The 16,605-nt window shown below is 39.2% G+C and carries 9 protein-coding genes; 3 read left to right on the top strand and 6 right to left on the bottom strand.

Going from position 1 to position 16,605, the window contains the following annotated elements:
* Positions 1-42: 42 nt before the first annotated feature.
* The 3 genes from uvrA to AC1WHX_RS04450 all read right to left on the bottom strand — a co-directional run bounded on the left by uvrA (position 43) and on the right by AC1WHX_RS04450 (position 5,239).
* Complete coding sequence (gene uvrA, locus AC1WHX_RS04440) at positions 43-2,868, bottom strand: excinuclease ABC subunit UvrA (RefSeq protein ID WP_122337258.1); 2,826 nt, start codon at positions 2,866-2,868, stop codon at positions 43-45.
* Between the two features lie 49 nt (positions 2,869-2,917).
* A complete protein-coding gene (locus AC1WHX_RS04445) occupies positions 2,918-3,880 on the bottom strand; it encodes a lytic transglycosylase domain-containing protein (protein WP_303116493.1) in 963 nt (320 codons plus the stop codon).
* 66 nt (positions 3,881-3,946) lie between these two features.
* Positions 3,947-5,239, bottom strand: coding sequence for a T9SS type B sorting domain-containing protein (locus AC1WHX_RS04450; RefSeq protein ID WP_122337257.1), 1,293 nt, complete (start codon positions 5,237-5,239; stop codon positions 3,947-3,949).
* A gap of 334 nt (positions 5,240-5,573) precedes the next feature.
* Between AC1WHX_RS04450 and AC1WHX_RS04455 the strand changes: the two genes are divergently transcribed.
* From AC1WHX_RS04455 to AC1WHX_RS04465, 3 genes are read left to right on the top strand one after another with little or no spacing between them, the layout of a single operon-like run.
* Positions 5,574-7,538 carry a LysM peptidoglycan-binding domain-containing protein gene (locus tag AC1WHX_RS04455; protein ID WP_122337256.1) on the top strand — a complete coding sequence of 655 codons (1,965 nt, stop codon included), beginning with the start codon at positions 5,574-5,576 and terminating at the stop codon, positions 7,536-7,538.
* 4 nt (positions 7,539-7,542) lie between these two features.
* Entirely contained in the window at positions 7,543-8,214 is a 672-nt protein-coding gene (locus AC1WHX_RS04460) for a porin family protein (protein ID WP_481228896.1), read from the top strand.
* 22 nt (positions 8,215-8,236) lie between these two features.
* Positions 8,237-8,758 (top strand): GNAT family N-acetyltransferase, encoded by a 522-nt coding sequence (locus AC1WHX_RS04465; protein ID WP_009319430.1) that lies wholly within the window; start codon positions 8,237-8,239, stop codon positions 8,756-8,758.
* Positions 8,759-8,907: 149 nt separating this feature from the next.
* Here the strand turns inward: AC1WHX_RS04465 and asnB are convergent, their stop codons facing one another.
* The 3 genes from asnB to gltB are packed head-to-tail and all read right to left on the bottom strand — an operon-like array spanning position 8,908 to position 16,576.
* The gene (asnB, locus tag AC1WHX_RS04470) at positions 8,908-10,575 is read right to left on the bottom strand and encodes an asparagine synthase B (RefSeq protein WP_303116496.1); all 1,668 of its coding nucleotides are present in this window, start codon (positions 10,573-10,575) and stop codon (positions 8,908-8,910) included.
* Positions 10,576-10,594: 19 nt separating this feature from the next.
* Positions 10,595-12,010, bottom strand: coding sequence for a glutamate synthase subunit beta (locus tag AC1WHX_RS04475; RefSeq protein WP_022601230.1), 1,416 nt, complete (start codon positions 12,008-12,010; stop codon positions 10,595-10,597).
* A gap of 42 nt (positions 12,011-12,052) precedes the next feature.
* A complete protein-coding gene (gltB, locus tag AC1WHX_RS04480; protein ID WP_481228898.1) occupies positions 12,053-16,576 on the bottom strand; it encodes a glutamate synthase large subunit in 4,524 nt (1,507 codons plus the stop codon).
* Positions 16,577-16,605: the final 29 nt, after the last annotated feature.

Below are 16,605 nucleotides of genomic sequence, written 5' to 3' on the forward strand. Positions count from 1 at the left end.
TTTCTACCTCACAAAGCCAATAACAAAACAACGTTATGTATATTACAAATTAAGTTCCTTTCTTAAATATTGCGTTGTATAAGTATCTTCCGTTTTACATATTTCTTCCGGTGTACCGGTAGCAAGAACTTGTCCTCCTCCTTGTCCACCTTCAGGTCCCATATCTATAATGTAATCGGCAGACTTTATAACATCCAAATTATGTTCTATTACCAAAACCGTATTTCCTTTATCTACTAAACGATTGAGGACATTCAACAAAACTCGAATATCTTCAAAATGTAAACCTGTGGTCGGTTCGTCCAATACATAAAGAGTTTTTCCTGTATCTTTTTTAGATAATTCGGTAGCTAACTTCACACGCTGACTCTCTCCACCCGATAACGTAGTGGACGGTTGCCCTAATTTAATATAGCCTAACCCGACATCTTGGAGGACTTTTATTTTATTTAAAATTGCCGGGATATTTTCAAAAAATTCAACGGCCTGATTAATCGTCATATCAAGAACGTCTGCAATAGATTTTCCTTTGAAACGGACTTCTAACGTTTCTCTATTATATCGTTTTCCATGACATTCCTCACAAGGGACTAATACATCCGGTAAAAAATTCATCTCAATAGTCTTATAACCGTTTCCTCCACACACTTCGCATCGTCCTCCGACAACATTAAAAGAAAATCTCCCCGGTTTATATCCTCGTATTTTGGCTTCCGGAAGATCAACAAAAACATTCCGTATATCAGAAAACACCCCCGTATAAGTTGCCGGATTCGAACGAGGCGTACGGCCTAATGGTGACTGATCAACGTTTACGATTTTATCAATATATTCTAACCCTTCTATATTCACATAAGGAAGAGGTTCTCGTTGTGCCCGATAAAAAAGATGACTAATTATCGGTTGCAATGTGCCATTAATCAAACTCGATTTTCCACTACCGGAAACTCCCGTTACACAAATAAATTTTCCTAATGGAAATTCAACGGTCAGATTTTTCAGGTTATTTCCTGTCGCACCTTGTAAAACGATAGATTTTCCATTCCCTTTTCTCCTCGTTTTGGGTATCGGGATTTCCATATTACCATTCAGATATGCCGCCGTCAACGTTTTTGTCTTCAACATTTCTTTCGGAGTTCCTGCAAAAACCACTTCCCCGCCAAGACGGCCGGCTCTGGGTCCCATATCTATGACATAATCTGCCTCCAGCATCATTTCCTTATCATGTTCAACAACGATAATAGAATTTCCGGCATCCCGAAGCTGTTTCAACGAACGTATCAAACGAGTATTATCTCTCTGATGTAATCCGATACTCGGTTCGTCCAAAATATAAAGGACATTGACCAACTGAGACCCTATTTGTGTAGCCAAACGTATGCGTTGGCTTTCTCCTCCGGAAAGAGTTGCCGAAGCTCGATTCAAATTCAGATACTCCAATCCGACATCTACCAAAAAATGCAGTCTGGAGCGTATTTCTTTTAAAATTTCTTTCGCAATCGCAGCCTGCTTTGAGGACATTTGCATTTCTATCCCGTCTAACCAACAAGAAAGCTCAGAAATATCCATCTCCGCCAATTCAGCAATATTTTTTCCTTGAATACGATAATGCAAAGCCTCCTCATTTAACCTGTGACCGTTACATTGAGGACAAATAACTGTTTTTACAAACTGGCCGGCCCATTTCTGAGCCTGAGCTGTAGCCTCATTCTGCTGTTGCATCTCGATATACTTTATCAGACCATCGAAGGTGAGAAAATAATTAGAATTTCCCAGTGATTGGTTTTTGATATTCAACCGTTCATCCGTTCCGTTCAGGATATCATCCAAAGCCTCCTCCGGAACATCTTTCAGAGGGGTCTTCAGTGTAACTCCATACTTATCGCAAATAGCCTCTATCTGCCAGAATAAAAGGGTATTTTTATATTTTCCTAACGGAACAATCCCTCCTTGATATATCGACTGATTCGGGTCAGGAATTATCTTGCTTTTATCTATAACATTGACATACCCCAATCCTTTGCATCTGGGACATGCACCTTGCGGAGAATTAAATGAAAAATTATGCGGAGCTGGTTCACTATACGAAAGACCGGTTTTCGGATCCATCAACATACGGCTATAATGACGTACCTCTCCAGTCTCCGCATCCAAAATCATTATCAATCCATCGCCCTGTTTCATGGCGGTTTGTACGCTTTCTTTCAGGCGTCGTTCGTCTTTTTCCGAAACGATCAATTTATCTACCACCAGCTCTACACTATGGTTTTTATAACGATCCAGCTTCATTCCGCGTAAAATTTCGCGTAATTCTCCGTCGACACGAACTGTCAAATATCCTTTTTTACGAACCTGTTCAAAAAGTTCTTTATAATGACCTTTACGATTTCTCACCAATGGCGCTAAAACATAAGTTTTCTGTCCTTTATATCTATCAAGAATCAAAGCTAAAATCTGCTCTTCGGTATATTTGACCATCTTTTCTCCTGAGATATAAGAGTAAGCCTCTCCTGCCCGAGCGTATAAAAGCCTTAAAAAATCATAGATCTCCGTTGTTGTTCCTACCGTAGAGCGAGGATTTTTATTCGTTGTTTTCTGTTCTATGGATATCACCGGACTCAATCCGGTTATTTTATCGACATCCGGGCGTTCCATATTCCCCAAAAAATTACGGGCATAAGCCGAAAACGTCTCAATATAACGACGTTGGCCTTCGGCAAATATAGTATCAAATGCCAATGAAGATTTCCCACTTCCGCTTAATCCGGTAATGATAGTAAAACTGTTACGAGGTATTTCAACATCTATATTCTTAAGATTGTGTACCCGAGCCCCGAGCACTTCTATTTTATCGTCTTTCTTTATCATTTTTTACTACAAATCATTTAAAATCAGCAAATTAAATAGCCTGATAATATCAGTCTATTGTCCATTTTTTATTATATACCGGTATCTGACGTGTACTATAATATAGATCTTTCTTTTCCGGAATCAGTATTTTATATGTTTTCCCGTTTTTATTCGGAAGGCTGCGATCTCTCAACCATGAATTAAATTCTTTTAATTGAGCATAGGTAATACCATGATTTTTTGCAAATGTAGCAAGATCCTCAATCGGCGTATTTACCATTATTTCTTGTACACGTACCGGATGATACAGCTGATGTTTTCTTACAGCAAATCCAAAACGATACGGGTCTTTGAGAATTTCTTTCAATACCAACGCCCGAAAAACGTATCTGGAGGTTTCTTCATTTAACCAAAGATCAAATGAAGAATCGTGTTGTTGCTTCACCAGTTCTTTCGAAATTCTCCCCATTCCTGCATTATAAGAGGCCGCAACAGTAGTCCAACTACCATATTTGGCATAAGCCGATTTCAGATAACGACAAGCCGCCTCTGTCGACTTTTCGATATTAAACCGTTCATCGACATAATCGTTCACCTCGAGTCCTGCTTCTTTTGCTGTAGAAGGTAACAGTTGCCACAGTCCCGCAGCTTTTGCAGGAGAAACTGCACGAGGATTTAAATAACTCTCAATAGCTGCTAAATAAATGAAATCTTCAGGAATATCGTTCTTTTTAAGAATTGGTTCGATAAGGGGGAAATAACGATTAGCCCGTTTTAAAATCAAGAGCGTATTCGAATGCATATAACAAAAACTTGTCAGCTCCCGATCATACCGTTCTCTCATATCGAATCTGTCTAAATCAACTCTCTCGCCTCCCCACTCTACTTTTGCAGGAAAATCCGGTATAATATTAACGATAAGAGATGATGTAAGCAGATCTTTTTGCGGAGTTTTAAAAGAAACGATTGATAATATCGTCAATAGTGGCATAATCGCAACTATCGACATGTAAATATACTTTTTTTTCATTTTTTTACCCAATATACCCGGTTCTAAAAACCTATTTAAATTTTTCGATGAGGAAAGAAACAGACTCTAATTACGAGGTCTTAAAATATTTATATTCCCTTTTAATTTATAATTCTGGTTATCAGCTCCTTTTGCTTCTATAATATAATAGTAAACTCCGGGTGGGACTAATTTCCCTTTATACTTTCCATCCCAACCTTGTGCCGGGTCACTAAAACGGAAAATTTCAACTCCCCATCGATTAAATATCCAACACTTAAACTGAACTATCGATTTATAGGCGACTTTCCACTCGTCATTCACACCGGGACTTGTTCCGGGAGAAAAAATATTCGGAGCTTCAAGGCGAGACTCGCCTACCGTTATAGTAAAAGAGGTATCTCTGCTGCAATATGAATTGGTCGCTTTAAGCCGGACATAAGTCGTTCCCTCGTCCTTGAACGTGTATCGCAATATTTTATCCGGATATATAGCATCTACAATAGGATCATCCACCTCACTCGGATTCTCCTGCATAAACTCCCATGCATAATAATTATCTCCGCTTACATAAGCTTTAAATTCCATTTCTACAGGAGCTGAACCACCGAAAGATCCATCTTCCGGAGCTGTATTCCATTCATTTTTTGCATCTCTTAATTGTTGAGAAACTACAGCTTTCATTAAAATTGCCCGAGGTTCATATTCATCAGATGTCGAAAACGTTTTTATAGCACCGTTCCAACCTTTATACGGAATAGAATCGATCACTGTAAACAGCGTTTTTTCATACGGTGCTGGAGCATACAAACTGACGGTTTCCCCACTCTTTGAAATAAGACCTTGTACCGTATCTTCTACCATTTTCAAATCTTTCAATGTGTCATCCCATTTCCAAGTTTTATAAGCGACTGCACGATTTACTCCCTTCCATTTCCCATTGACTGTATAATAGGCAATATCAAGACCCGTTCCGGCCAAACGAACATCTTCACACTGATTAGCGTACTCCTCATCCGCATACAAAGAAGATACTTCTTTATAAGTCGATAACCAAAGATAAATAGAAGCATCTCCTTGTTCGATGACATACCCATAATCTTTCTCTGCAGATGAATACGTCAAAGAATTTCCGTTAGAAATAGGAGTTTTATTATTTATCCCCGTACGATCAAATCTATACCACTTGACAGGTGATCCCGATGTAGAATTAAACCGAATCGTAGCCTGTGACGATGAAGGGATTACAAAAACATAATCTAACCCTGTCTCCGATTTATTTACTCCTGTCCAACGATAAGCTCCGTCAACTTCTACAGTTTGCGCATATAAAAGAGATACGAAGAATATATATAACGATAAAATACAGAATCTTTTCATCTCCAACTCTCCATAATAGTTAATCGTCAAAGATACGGCATTTCAAAGAAAGAAATAAATAAAAAATCAAAAAAGGATTTTACAAGCCTGTTCAAATTTTCCGGAAAAAGGGTCTCTCTGCCTCTTTAAGTTCATTATTCTATTTTTGCATGTCACAATAGATGGAATCAAAAAAATATCCTCAAAATAGCTGTCAAAAATATCTGAACAAAACTTAAACAGACTCTCATAATCATGAAGTTTTTCTAAGACATTGCCACAACAAGGAAAATTTTATACCTTTGTTTTTCATATATCACATACGGATAACAATAAAAACAAATAAGCTGATCGCATGATTCTAAAAAAAATATCTTTCTTACTTTTCATTTTTTTTATCGGATATTTATCATTGCATGCCGATAATTTCCCGCAAAAATCGATAGACGGTAAAGGGTTTTACTTATATAAAGTAAATCGTGCAGAAGGATTTTATTCTATTTGCAAAAAATTCGATGTCTCTAAAGAGGAAATCATACAATTCAATCCGTCGGCTAAATACGGATTAAAAAGCGGGCAAGAATTACTGATTCCGATTAAAGGTGTAAAAGTTGCTATTCAAGAAACAGAATCGCCATATTTCGTTCATACCGTATCTGCAGGAGAAACGCTATATGCAATATCCCGCATGTACCATATCAGTACAGACTCCATAGTAGCTTTAAACCCGGGATCGGAAAAGGGAATACAAATAGGAACAAAATTAAAGATTCCTCAAATTAACTCGAATACATCGTCCGATTCTTCAATATCCAATAATACTCGAAACCAATATATTTTCCACACGATTGCTCCTAAAGAGACATTATTTTCCGTTTCCCGAAAATATGGCATTTCCGTAGAATCCGTATTAAAACAAAATCCCGGGCTATCACCTTCGAACTTCTCAATCGGGAAAGTTATACGAATTATCCCTGAACAAAATAATGAAAGGGTTCAAAAAAACAATGGTCCTAAAACTTTTTTATACACAGTAAAGAAAAAAGAGACTTTGTACAGTATCGCTCAACAATTCGACATTACAATAGACGATATCAGGGCTTGTAATCCGGGAATCGGAGAGATCAAAAAAAACGATACGATAAATATTCCAGTAAAAGAATCTCCGACCGATATTTCTCAAGCCTTAACTCACGAAGATATTAATCAAATATACAATGACCTTTATTCAATAGAAAAAGACGGAAAAATCAACGTTGCCGTCTTACTTCCTTTTATGCTTTCCCAAAAAGAAGATGCCAGATCGGCTCTTTATCTTGAATATTATCAGGGATTTCTTTTGGCTGTGGACAGCTTGAAAAAACGGGGAACATCTATTAATGTATATGCTTATGACACAGAAGGGAAAAGTTCTACCCTCGACAATATCCTGTCAAAACCCGAAATGAAATCGATTGATTTGATTATCGGCCCTGCCGATAATAACCTGATACAGAAAACAGCAGAATTTGCACTCAAAAACGAGATCAACATGGTAAATGCATTTTCTCTGAAAAATGACGAAGCAAACCACAACGCCCATGTTTTACAAACAAATATACCGCACTCCTATCTATATGCTGAGGCTGCAACCGAATTGGTACGTCAATTCGGAAACAAGCAAGTCATATTTTTACTTGACGATAACAATGCGGATGAAAAGAAAGATTTCATCAACTCGGTAAAAGCAGAATTACGACATAAAAATATCCAATTCAAAGATCTTCATATTGCTTCAGATCCTGACCTTTCAATCCTGAGCAGTACATTACCAGAAAACTCCGATATTCTCGTTATCAGCAATTCCTCTACAAAGAACTCTGTCGGCAAAATCATTGCACCTTTGACCAAATTGAAAGATGATCGTGCCGATCTTTCTATTACATTGTTCGGATATCCCGAATGGCAAACATATACAAAAGAGTATCTGAATAATTTTCATAAACTAAATACGGTTATATTTACTCGATTTTACACAAATCCGACAGATTATGACTGGAAAGAATTCCAAAAGAAATTTTATTTCTGGTATAACAAAGATATGATCAATGCCAACCCCAAATACGGATTATTAGGATTTGATACGGGTATGTATTTTTTGAGTGTATTAAAACAATACGGAAAAAATTTTGAAAACCATCTTAACCAAGTGGAGTCTTCAAGTATACAAACCGACTTTAAATTCCAAAGAATCAATAATTGGAGCGGATTTATAAACAAAAGTTTCTATTTCGTCTACTTTAAGCCTTCATATATTATTGAGAAACGGGTAATAAGATAAAAGCATGAAAAAGATCATCATAAGCAGTTGTATTTTGCTTTTCTGTATCGCTACGATTTCGGCACAAAGGAATTACAAACGTGAATTTGCTGTCGGTGCGAAATTCGGAACTACTTTTTCTCGAGTAACTCTCCGTCCGAGTGTGAGACAAAATTATGAAATGGGCTATATGGGAGGAATATCCGCACGATATATTGAAGAAAAATACTTCGGTTTTATTGTCGAATTAAATTTTACTCAGCATGGGTGGAAAGAAAATTTCAGCGATGAAGGTGATTATAGTTATAGCCGAAAACTAAATTATATCGAACTGCCATTCATGACTCATATCTTTTTTGGAAACAGAGTTTTTCGCGGATTTGTAAACTTAGGACCGCAAGTAGGTTTTCTTATATCGGATAAAGAAATAAGCAGTTTCAATTTGAAAGAACTTCCACAACTTTCTCAAACATGGGAATCTACACAATACAACATGCCCATTGCACATAAATTTGATTACGGCATTTGCGGAGGAGCTGGAATCGAGATCAAAGCCAAGAAAAACAGTTTCATCCTCGAAGGGCGATACTATTTCGGGTTAGGAGACTTTTTCAAAAATCGTAAAGTCGATTATTTCTCGGCATCATCTAATCAGACTATTTCCGTTGCATTGTCCTATATGTTCAACCTGAAATAACAACCGTTGTCTTTCGTTTCTAATGAAAAGTATCATCATAAATAACCAGTCTCACGTATCCTATTCTGAATTTAAGAGCTTATATTCAAGCAGTTTTCCAATTTTCGAACAGAGAACTGAAGAACAACAAAAGATTGCTTTTTTACATCCTCAATACCATCTAATTGCTTACGCCGAAGGAAACAAATTTATCGGCTTCATTTCTTACTGGGAATTTCCTGCCTACATATACATCGAACATTTTGCCGTGAACCAATCATTAAGAGGGAACGGTATAGGCAGCAACCTTTTAAACAAGTTTATTGGGGAACATTCCAAAATCATCATACTGGAAATCGATCCCATCACAGACAAGATTTCTACTGCACGATTAAGATTTTATCAAAAATGCGGATTCTTCACCAATGATTACCATCATATTCACCCGGCATACAGAAAAGAATTTGAAGGACATTCTTTAATAGTTTTATCGACAAAAAGAAAGATAACAAAAACCGAATACGATTTATTTCACAATGATCTGAAAACTGTAATAATGAAATAGAAGTTATTTTGAGGGATAAAAGTAAAACCGATCATTACAAAATGGGATATAATACCGATCATCTATTTGAATAATAAAAATAAATACAAGAGACTATTTCAAAACGAAACAGTCTCTTGATACAATCCAACTATAAATATTGAAAGAGCTCAATAACTATCGGCATGAACTCCTTTTACCGCACGACCTGAAGGATCGTTCAAATTTCTAAATGCCTCGTCCCAAGCCAACGCTTCAGCCGTACTACAAGCGACAGATGGAACAGACGGAACTGTCAACGCCGCACTCCTGCTCGGGAACAGTTCTTCGAATACCGAACGATAATAGTATTCTTCTTTATTCATAGGGGTTTGTTCGGGAAATCTTTCGGCTGCACGAGCCATTTCTTCATCCGAAACTAAATCTGACGTCAACTGTTTTAACGAATCGATCCAACTATATCCGACGCCATCCGAGAATTGTTCTTTCTGCCTCCATACAACCTCATCCGGCAACATATCGGAAAAGGCTTCCCGTAAGATTTTCTTTTCAATAACTTTTCCCGGTGACATTTTAGCTTCGGGATTTAATCTCATGGCAACATCAAGAAACTCTTTATCAAGGAAAGGCACACGCCCCTCAACTCCCCAAGCCGATAAGGATTTATTAGCGCGCAAACAATCATATAAATACAATTTACCGATTTTTCGTACAGTTTCTTCGTGAAACGCTTTTGCATCCGGTGCTTTATGGAAATAGAGATACCCCCCGAATACTTCGTCCGCCCCTTCTCCGGACAATACCATCTTAATCCCCATTGACTTGATAACTCGAGCTAAAAGATACATCGGTGTCGAAGCTCTTACCGTAGTCACATCATAAGTTTCGATATAATAAATAACATTCCGTATAGCATCTAATCCTTCTTGCACCGTATAATTGATTTCATGGTGAACCGTCCCGATATAGTCCGCGACTTTTTTAGCGGCCTTCAGATCCGGAGCTCCTTTCAAACCTACAGCGAAAGAGTGCAGTTGTGGCCACCATGCATCTGTCTTACTATCATTCTCTATCCGTTTTGCCGCATATTTTTTCGCAATAGCTGAGATTATCGAAGAATCCAAGCCTCCGGACAATAAAACTCCGTAAGGGACATCACTCATCAACTGCCGTTGTACAGCAGCTTCTAAAGACCTCTTTAAATCAGATATATCGACCGGGTTGTCTTTTACAGCATCATACTCCATCCAATCGCGAACATACCAACGCACTTGTTTTTTCTCTTTACTATAATAATAATGCCCCGGTAAAAAGGGTTCATAATGAACGGCATACCCTTCCAAAGCTTTCAACTCTGAAGCTACCATAATATGTCCGGCATTATCTGTACCTATATAGAGAGGGATAACCCCTATCGGATCACGGGCAACCAGATATTCATCTTTTTCCTCATCATATAACACAAAGGCAAATATCCCGTTCAGATCCTCAAGAAAATGAATTCCTTTTTTCCGATACAAAGCAAGTATCACCTCACAATCGGAACCCGTCTGAAATTCATACTCACCTTTTAACTGTTCACGAATCGCCAAATGATTGTAAATTTCACCATTCACCGTCAAAATGATTTTTCCGTCTTTACTCTTAAGCGGTTGTCCTCCTGACTGAGGATCTACGATCGAAAGCCTTTCATGCGCAAGAATCGCTTTCTCTCCGGTATAAATACCGGACCAATCCGGACCACGATGCCGCAACTTGTCGGACATTTTCAAAACTTGAGAACGTAATTTCGTTACATCTCCTGAAGCTATATCTAATACTGCTACTATCCCACACATATCATTTATCGTTATTTGGTTATTTTAAATATCGGTCTATGGCTTCAGCTGTCTTCTTTCCGGCAGCCATCGCTTTTACTACCAAACTTGCCCCCGTAGTCGCATCGCCACAAGCAAAGACCTTATCTACATTGCTTTTTTGTAAAGAATCGACAGCTATATTTTTCCGAGCATCCACAGTAAGCCCCAACTCGGAAACAATTCCCTCCAATGCAGGGTGTACAAAGCCCATTGCCAAAAATACCAAATCGGCATCAATGACCTCTTTTTTACCTGTCGGAAGCATCTGCATACGGCCATTTTCATCTCGTTTCCAAGTCACTTCTTCTACCTCTACGGCCTTTAGCCTATTCTTTTCACCGATAAATCTGATAGCATTCAACAACCAACGCCGTTCACAGCCTTCTTCATGCGAACTACTTGTTTTCAACACCATAGGATACATAGGCCAAGGTGTTTGCGGATTATCATGTACCGGAGGTTTCGGCATAATTTCTATCTGCGTTATTTTCGCAGCTCCATGACGATTGCATGTTCCGACACAATCCGAACCAGTGTCTCCACCCCCTATGACCAAAACTTTTTTTCCTTTAGCCGAAATCAAATCTTCAGATTGCGGAATAATACCTTCTAACACTCGATTTTGTTGTCCGAGCAATTCTAACGCAAAATATATACCTTTCATATCTCGTCCCTCAATCGGCAAATCTCTCGGGACTTCCGCACCGATTGCTATACACACGGCATCATACTTTTCAACCAAATCTTTTGCCGGAATATCTTTTCCGATTTCTGTATTCAAGACAAAATTGATTCCTTCTTCTCTCATAAGGCGAATACGGCGATCTATTACAACCTTACTTAATTTAAAGTTCGGAATACCGAAACGAAGCAGACCTCCAGGCAGCTCATGTTTTTCATACACGGTAACTTCATACCCTTTATGATTCAAACGATTCGCAACAGTAAGACCTGCTGGACCAGAACCGACCACAGCGACTTTTTTTCCGTTACGCTTCAGAGATACGGGTTTTACATATCCTTCCCTAAAAGCGGCCTCCATAATAGCGGCCTCGTTTTCCCGGATCGTGACAGGCTCATCCGCACTTAATTTCAACACACAGCTTTTTTCACATAATGCGGGACAGATGCGTCCTGTAAATTCCGGGAAATCGCAAGTTTCCGCCAATATCATATAGGCCTCCCGCCATTTTCCCCTATAAAGCAAGTCTTGCCATTCAGGTTGTTTATTCCCGACAGGACAAGCCCAATGGCAAAACGGCACACCGCAATCCATGCAACGAGATGCCTGATTTTTCCGATCAGCGCTATTTAATGTTTGTTCCACTTCACTAAAATCTTCGATACGATCATGTACCGGACGATATCCGGCTTCTTGCCGGTGTATAGTAAGAAATGCTTTCGGATTTCCCATTATATCTATTTTTTAACAATTCATCTAATAAACAACTAAAAATTAAGATATTGAAAGAGTATCAATTTGCATGTCAGCAATCTTCTGCTGCAATTTACGCATCTGCTCTTCCTGCAAGACTTTTTTATATTCAATAGGAACAACCTGAATAAATTGATCTGCATACTTATCCCACTCGTCAAGCATAACTTTTGCTAATTTACTCCCCGTATAATAATAATGCATACGGATCAGTTCGTGTAGCTCTTTCCGATAGCAGCTTTCTTCAATCAAAGATAGCTCTACCATCTCCATATTGCAGAAATAATCGAAATCATTATTTTTATTCCAAACATAAGCAACTCCGCCACTCATTCCGGCAGCGAAATTCCGTCCGGTAACACCTAAAACCACAACTCTTCCTCCGGTCATATACTCACAACAGTGGTCGCCTACCCCTTCAACAACCGCTATTGCTCCTGAATTGCGAACAGCAAAACGTTCTCCGACACGTCCATTTATAAACACCTCTCCCGATGTAGCGCCATAGAGTAATGTATTTCCTGCAATCGTATTCTCTTCAGCGATAAATGTAGAACGTATTGGAGGCATCAGGCTGATGCGTCCTCCACTCAATCCTTTCCCAAGATAGTCATTCGCTTCACCTTCGAGTTTGAAATGAACTCCATTTACCAAAAAAGCGCCGAAACTTTGTCCTGCAGAACCTTTGAATTTTACGTTCAACGTATGTTCAGGCAAACCTTCTCTTCCATATAAAGAAACAATGTGTCCCGACAACATAGCTCCTACAGAACGATCGGTATTGGCAATCGTATAATCTAAAGATATTTCTTTCCGAGATTCGATTGCCGCTGCAGCTTGTTGAATTATCTCTCTATCCTTTACATGATCGATACGATGATCTTGACTTTTTATCTGCCGAATTGCCGTCATTGCAGCTTGTTCAGGGAAATAAGTCAACCGTGAAAAATCGAGCAGGTCATACTTTGGGTTACTACGTATATCCTTTCTTTCCAACAAATCGGCACGTCCGATAATTTCATCTAAACTTGTAAATCCCATTTCTGCAAGATATTCCCGAACTTCTTCTGCAAGGAACGTAAAGAAATTCACCAAATATTCATGACGACCGTGAAAACGTTTGCGTAACTCTTTATCTTGTGTAGCAACTCCTACCGGACATGTATTCATGTGACACTTGCGCATCATAACACACCCGAGAACAATCAAAGCTGAAGTTGCAAAGCCAAACTCTTCTGCCCCAAGAAGAGCCATCAAGACAATATCCCTTCCGGTTTTCAATTGTCCGTCGGTTTGTAACCTCACCTGTCCGCGAAGTCCGTTCAATACGAGTGTTTGCTGAGTCTCACTTAACCCGATCTCAGGAGGCATACCGGCATATCTGATAGAACTGGCAGGACTAGCTCCCGTTCCTCCTTCAGCACCTGAAATGATAATTCGATCGGCCTTGGCTTTAGCAACTCCGGCAGCAATTGTTCCGACTCCGCTCTCAGAAACTAACTTGACGCTTATTTCCGCTTTGGGGTTCACATTTTTCAGGTCGAATATAAGCTGAGCCAAATCCTCAATCGAATAAATATCATGATGCGGTGGCGGAGAAATAAGGGAAATACCGGGAATGGAATGACGCGTCTTTGCAATGACTTCGTTCACTTTATAACCAGGCAGTTGTCCGCCTTCTCCGGGTTTAGCCCCTTGTGCCACTTTTATTTGTATTTCATCGGCATTCACCAAATATTCTGTCGTAACACCGAAACGTCCGGAAGCGACCTGTTTTATTGCCGAACGCATGGAAAGTCCGTTTTCCAAAGGAACGAAACGAACGGGATCTTCTCCTCCTTCTCCAGTATTACTACGTCCGCCAATTTTATTCATTGCCAAAGCTATTGTCTCATGAGCTTCTTTACTGATAGACCCGAAACTCATTGCTCCTGTAACAAAACGCTTCATAATATGCGAAACGGGTTCTACATCTTCGATAGGAATAGGATTCTTTTTAAACGTTAGAAAATCGCGTAAAAATACAGGATCACTCTTTTCATCGACACTATGTGTATATTCTTTAAATTTCTTATAACTGCCTAAACGTGTAGCTAACTGCAAAGCAGATATCGTTTCCGGATTCCATGCATGCTTTTCTCCGTCTTTACGATATGAATAAACTCCCCTATTCGGCAGAAAAGCACCTACATCTCCACCAAAAGCATTCCAATGAAACGCTGCCACATCAGAAGCGATCTCATCTAAACGAATACCTCCTATCGGTGTTGCCGTAGAGCCGAAATAACTCTTACTCAACTCGGCAGATAAACCGACTGCTTCGAATATTTTAGCTCCTCTGTAACTTCGGATCGTAGAAATGCCCATCTTGCTCATTACTTTGAAAAGGCCTTTACATATAGCTTTTACATAATTTTTTTCTGCCGTTTCGTAATTTAACTGGATTTCTTGTTTCCGAACCAATTCATCCAACACGGCAAAAGCCATATAAGGATTAATGGCACTTGCTCCATATCCCAATAATAAAGCAGCATGCATAACTTCTCTCATTTCTCCGGTCTCGACAATCAATGCCGTCTGAACACGCTTCTGTACAGAAATCAAATGATGATGTACTGCAGAAAGAGCTAATAATGAAGGTATAGGCGCATGTACTCTATCAACATTCTTGTCACTCAATACAATATAATTTACTCCATCATCGACTGCTTGTTCGGCACTCTTGCACAAATGATCAAGAGCATCACGCATACCGTTCTTTCCTTCAGCTACCTCATAAAGCATAGGTAACTTTATCGTATTGAAACCTTTGTAACGAATATTACACAGGATATCCAACTGAGTATTGCTCAATATGGGATAATTGAGTTTTACCATTTTGCAGTGAGATTCGCTCGGAACAAGAATATTGTTACCGACAGCTCCGATATACTCTGTCAGGCTCATGACCAGCTCCTCTCTTATAGGATCGATCGGAGGGTTAGTTACTTGTGCAAATTGTTGACGAAAATAATTATATAATAATTGCGGACGAGAAGACAATATTGCCAGAGGGGTATCATTTCCCATCGAAGATACAGGCTCTGCACCATTCACACTCATTGGTATGATAACACGCTCTATATCCTCTCGTGTATAACCAAATGCTCGTAACATACGGTCATAGTCGGTCACACGATGTTCAACTTTACGCCCGGATTTCAACTCATCAAGTTCAACCCGGTTAGCTGCCAACCATGTTCGATAAGGGAAAGCCTCTGCCAATTGTTTTTTTAACTCCCCATCATAATATATTTTCCCCTCTTCGGTATCGACCAATAATATTTTACCGGGCTGTAACCGCCCCTTTTCTTTTATCTCGTTCGCCTCAAAATCCATAACGCCGACCTCCGAAGCTACCACCATCATATCATTTTTAGTAATAAGATAACGAGCCGGACGTAGTCCATTCCGATCAAGCATTCCACCGGCATAACGTCCGTCCGAGAATAAAAGCGCAGCCGGACCATCCCACGGTTCCATAAGAATGCTATGGTACTCATAAAAAGCCTTGAGATCTTCGGATATAGGATTTTTTTCATTGAAACTTTCCGGTACAAGAATAGCCATTGCATGCGGAAGGCTCAATCCCGACATCACTAAAAATTCTAATACATTGTCCAATGAGGCACTGTCACTCATACCCGGCTGTATGATAGGACGAATGTCTCCTATATTATCTAATGCGGGAGATTCCAAAACACTCTCCCGAGCATCCATCCAAGCCCGGTTTCCCCGTATTGTATTGATCTCGCCATTATGAGCCAATAATCTGAACGGTTGAGCCAAACTCCATGTCGGGAAAGTATTGGTACTGAAACGAGAATGTACCAACGCCAAGCCGCTCGTGAAATAGTGATTAGTAAGATCGGTATAATAATACCTTAACTGTAAAGAGGAAAGCATACCTTTATAAATAATACTTCGGGAAGAAAGCGACACGATATAAAAATCCTTTTGTATCGTGTCATCCGACAAACGTATTTTCTTTTCAATCCGCTTACGAATGAGATATAACTTTTTCTCCAACTCTTGCTGATTATTACACCCTGTAATAAACACTTGACGCACATCAGGTTCTGTTGCTAAAGCCTCACGACCTAATATAGACGAATTTACCGGAACTTTTCTCAAATGCATCAATGTCAATCCCTCCCGCTCTATCTCGTCAATCATGATACTCAATATCATGTCCTGCAATTTTACATCTTTAGGAAGGAATATTAGCCCAGTACCATATTTCCCTTTTTCCGGAACTGGAATTCCCTGTAACAAAATAAACTCATGAGGAATCTGAAGCAAAATTCCTGCACCATCCCCTGTCTTATTATCAGCACCTTCAGCTCCTCTATGTCTCATATTCTCTAAAACCTTAAGAGCCGAATCGACCAAATCATGAGATTTGCCACCATGAATATTTACCAACATCCCGACACCGCAAGCATCATGCTCATAAGAAGTATCATACAGACCTCTTTCAATATTAATTTGATCCACTTTTTTCATTATTAAAATCATTTTGTTTTAATATAAGT

This window comes from Coprobacter sp. (genome assembly GCF_982436375.1).

Excerpts from the sequence above, each read along its gene's own strand:
- asnB (WP_303116496.1), bottom strand. The coding sequence starts at position 10,575 with ATGTGTGGGATAGTAGCAGTATTAGATATAGCTTCAGGAGATGTAACG.
- AC1WHX_RS04460 (WP_481228896.1), top strand. The coding sequence starts at position 7,543 with ATGAAAAAGATCATCATAAGCAGTTGTATTTTGCTTTTCTGTATCGCT.
- AC1WHX_RS04450 (WP_122337257.1), bottom strand. The coding sequence starts at position 5,239 with ATGAAAAGATTCTGTATTTTATCGTTATATATATTCTTCGTATCTCTT.
- AC1WHX_RS04475 (WP_022601230.1), bottom strand. The coding sequence starts at position 12,010 with ATGGGAAATCCGAAAGCATTTCTTACTATACACCGGCAAGAAGCCGGA.
- gltB (WP_481228898.1), bottom strand. The coding sequence starts at position 16,576 with ATGAAAAAAGTGGATCAAATTAATATTGAAAGAGGTCTGTATGATACT.
- uvrA (WP_122337258.1), bottom strand. The coding sequence starts at position 2,868 with ATGATAAAGAAAGACGATAAAATAGAAGTGCTCGGGGCTCGGGTACAC.
- AC1WHX_RS04445 (WP_303116493.1), bottom strand. The coding sequence starts at position 3,880 with ATGAAAAAAAAGTATATTTACATGTCGATAGTTGCGATTATGCCACTA.
- AC1WHX_RS04455 (WP_122337256.1), top strand. The coding sequence starts at position 5,574 with ATGATTCTAAAAAAAATATCTTTCTTACTTTTCATTTTTTTTATCGGA.
- AC1WHX_RS04465 (WP_009319430.1), top strand. The coding sequence starts at position 8,237 with ATGAAAAGTATCATCATAAATAACCAGTCTCACGTATCCTATTCTGAA.